A 3,244-nucleotide genomic window follows, 5' to 3' on the forward strand; every position below is an offset into this window, starting at 1 on the left:
CCGTACCCCCGCCGCCCTCCGGGGCGCCCGCTTCCCCGGCGCCCGCACCCGTGACGACATCGAAAGGAACGCGACATGAGTGAGGTATGGACGCCGGGCCGGCGACTGCTGCTCGAACTCGTCGACGTCCCCGGGCTCTTCGACGATCTGGCCCCGGACGCCGACCTGCTGGCGGCGGGCATCAACTCCGGGGAGCTGATCCGGCTCGCCCTCGCCATCGAGGAGCGCACGGGAACGCCGCTCGACGACGAGGAGCTGGCCGCCCTCTCCACTGTCCAGGGCATCGACCGGGTGCTCGCCACCCACGCGGGGGCCCAGGCCGGAACTCACGCGGGAACCCACGCGGCATCCCACGCAGGACATGGCGCGGACGCCGAAAGGGTGACCCCCTGATGTGGCTGGCCCACGCCCTGAGGCGGCAGCGCTCGATCCGCCCCGAGGGCACCGCGCTCGCCGACGAGCACCGCCGGCTGAGCTGGCGGGAGGTGGACGACCGCACCGACGCCCTCGCCCAGGGACTGCTCGGCCTGGGGGCGAACCCCGGCGACCGGGTCGTGGTGTGCGCGCGCAATCAGGTCGAAGTGGTGGAGCTGTATCTGGCCGCCGCCAAGGCGGGCCTCGTCGTCTGCCCGGTCAACCCCACCTTCCCCGCGCCCGAGGTCGACCACGTCGTGCGCCAGGTGGAGCCCGCGATCGTGGTCGCGGACGCGGCCGTCGCCGACCGCCTCGGCCCGGCCCTCGGCGACGGCCGACGGGTGCGCCTGGGCTCGCCGGAGTACGAGGCCCTGTGCGCGGGGCCCGCAGGCTCGCTCCCGGTGCCCTCCCTGGACGAACTGTTCGCGATCGTGCACACCTCGGCGACGAGCGGGCGGGCCAAGGGCGTCGCGCTCACCCACCGGTCGGTGGCGGCCGGCTACACGGCGGTGCTCGCCGAGTTCGGCTTCACCCCCGACGACGTGCTGCTGTACCCGTGCCCGCTGTTCCACGGCAGCGTGGTGGTGGCGCTGGCGCTGCTGGCGGCCGGCGGCACCCTGGTGGTGCGGCACGAGTTCACCCCACAGGGGTTCCTCGCCGATGTGGAGCGCTTCCGCCCCACCCTCACCTTCCTGGTCCCCTCCATGGTGCGGTTCGTGCTGCGGGCCAGGGCCTTCGACTCCACCGATCTGTCGAGCCTGCGCGAGGTCGTCTTCGGCGGCTCGCCGATGCCCGAGGACCTGCTGCGGGAGGCGGTGGCGCGGTTCGACCGCCCGGTGCGCAACTCCTACGGCCTCTCCGAGGGCGGCCCCATCGCCACGGCCCGCTACACCCCGGACGGCGACTCGGACCCCCCGCGGTCCTCGGGCCGGATGCTGCCCGGCTGCCAGATCGAGGTGCACGACGACGCCGGCCGGCCCGTGCCGCGGGGGGAGCTGGGCGAGATCTGCGTACGGGGCGACGGCACGATGCGCGGCTACTGGCGGGACCCCGAGGCCACCGAGGCCGCCGTACGCGACGGCTGGCTGCGCACCGGCGACCTGGGGAGCATGGACGCGGCGGGGTACCTCTACCTGGTCGACCGGCGGGGCGATGTCATCATTCGCGGCGGTCAGAACGTCTACCCGGCGGAGATCGAGCGGGTGCTGGGCGGCGTGCCGGGGGTGCGCGAGGTGGCGGTCGCGGGCGTGCCGTCCCCGGAGTGGGGCGAGGTGCCGGTGGCGTTCGTCGTGCCCGGCGAGCGACCGCCGTCCGTGGCGACGCTGCTGGGGGCCTGCGCCGACCAGTTGGGCAGCTACAAGCGCCCGGCGGGGGTACGCTTCGTCGACGAGATCCCGCGCAACGCGGCGGGCAAGGTGCTGCGCCATCGGCTCCGGCGCGCGTTCCTGGAGCACGGGCCGGGCGGCGGGCGGGCGGCCCGGGCCGGCGGTGACGGCGACGAGGAGGCGCGGGGGCCCATCGGGGCCGACGGCGGGCCGGCCGTGCCCGCGGGGGCCGGCGCCCCGGCGCGGGAGGGGCCATGAGGGTCGCGTGCGTGGGCGGCGGCCCGGCCGGGCTCTTCTTCTCCCTGCTGCTGCGCCGGGCCGGTGACCACCGGGTGGACGTGTTCGAACGGCGGCCGCCGGACGCCACCTTCGGTTTCGGGGTCGTGTTCTCCCGGCTGAGCCTGGCGCGCCTGCGCGCGGTCGCGCCGGACGTCGTGGCCGGCATCGCCGAGCGCGGCGCCCGCTGGGACGGCGTACAGGTGCGTCGGGACGGTGCCGTGGCCCGCTCCTCGGGCCACGGTTTCACCGCCGTCGAGCGCCGTACGATGCTGGCGCTGCTCCGGCGCCTGGCACACGAGGCCGGTGTGGCCCTGCACCACCGCACCGAGGTGGACGCGGCGGAGCTGCTCGACCGGTACGACGTGGTGGTCGCGGCCGACGGCGCGCACAGCCGGACCCGTGCGGCGTTCGCCGGTCCCTGGGGGGCGCGGGTCACCCCCGGGGCGAGCCGGTACGCCTGGTTCGCGGCGGACCGGGTGTTCGACGAGATGACCTTTCTCTTCGCCACCAGCGAGCACGGGCCGGTCGCCGCCCACGCCTACCCCTACTCCCCCGATCGCAGCACCTTCCTGGTGGAGATGGACGCGGACACCTGGCGGCGGGCGGGCTTCGTGGACGGGCACGGCCGGCCGGCGGACCGGACCGACGAGCAGGCCATGGCCTTCGCCGGCCGGGTGTTCGCCCCGGAGCTGAAGGGGGCACGGCTGTACGGCAACGGCTCGCGCTGGCTGCGCTTCCCGCAGGTCGAGACGGAGCGCTGGCACCACGGACGGCTGGTGGGCATCGGCGACGCGGTGCACACGGCGCACTTCTCGGTGGGGTCGGGCACGACCCTGGCGCTGGAGGACGCGGCGGAGCTGGTGCGCTGCCTCACCGCCGGGGGCACCACGGAGGTGGCCGGCGCGCTCGCGGCCTTCGAGGCGCTGCGCATGCCGGCGGTGGCCGGACTGCGGGAGGCCGCCTGGGCGAGCCGGCGGCTCTGGGAGCGCCCCGGGCAGCGCGGGGCCGTGGACCTCGGCACGCTGATGCTGCGCGTGCTCACCAGGACCGGTCAGCTGTCGGTCCGCCAGCTCCACCGGCTGGACCCGGCGTTCCGTGCGGACGGCGGGTTCACCGCGCTCCCCGAGGGGCCGGTGCGCGTGCTCGCCGGCCTGGGCCCGCCGGCGCGAGGCTCGGCCGCCGGCGGGACGGACAGCCCGTTGGGGGCCGGCGGGGTCGAGCCGTAC

The 3,244-nt window shown here is 76.2% G+C and carries 3 protein-coding genes; all 3 read left to right on the forward strand.

Features of this window, described 5'->3' with window-relative positions:
- Positions 1-75 precede the first annotated feature (75 nt).
- Positions 76-393, forward strand: coding sequence for an acyl carrier protein (locus tag ACSNOD_RS29905; protein ID WP_436770215.1), 318 nt, complete (start codon positions 76-78; stop codon positions 391-393).
- Positions 393-1,997 (forward strand): class I adenylate-forming enzyme family protein, encoded by a 1,605-nt coding sequence (locus ACSNOD_RS29910; RefSeq protein ID WP_436770216.1) that lies wholly within the window; start codon positions 393-395, stop codon positions 1,995-1,997. The genes ACSNOD_RS29905 and ACSNOD_RS29910 overlap by 1 nt, the downstream gene beginning before the upstream one ends.
- A partial coding sequence (locus tag ACSNOD_RS29915; protein WP_436770217.1) for an FAD-dependent monooxygenase occupies positions 1,994-3,244 on the forward strand: 1,251 nt, incomplete at its 3' end. The genes ACSNOD_RS29910 and ACSNOD_RS29915, both read left to right, overlap by 4 nt.

It is taken from the genome of Streptomyces sp. URMC 123, from assembly GCF_051386515.1.
In the GTDB taxonomy this organism is placed as follows: Bacteria; Actinomycetota; Actinomycetes; order Streptomycetales; family Streptomycetaceae; genus Streptomyces.

Coding starts and splice junctions, on each gene's coding strand:
- ACSNOD_RS29905 (WP_436770215.1), top strand. CDS start 76: ATGAGTGAGGTATGGACGCCGGGCCGGCGACTGCTGCTCGAACTCGTC.
- ACSNOD_RS29910 (WP_436770216.1), top strand. CDS start 393: ATGTGGCTGGCCCACGCCCTGAGGCGGCAGCGCTCGATCCGCCCCGAG.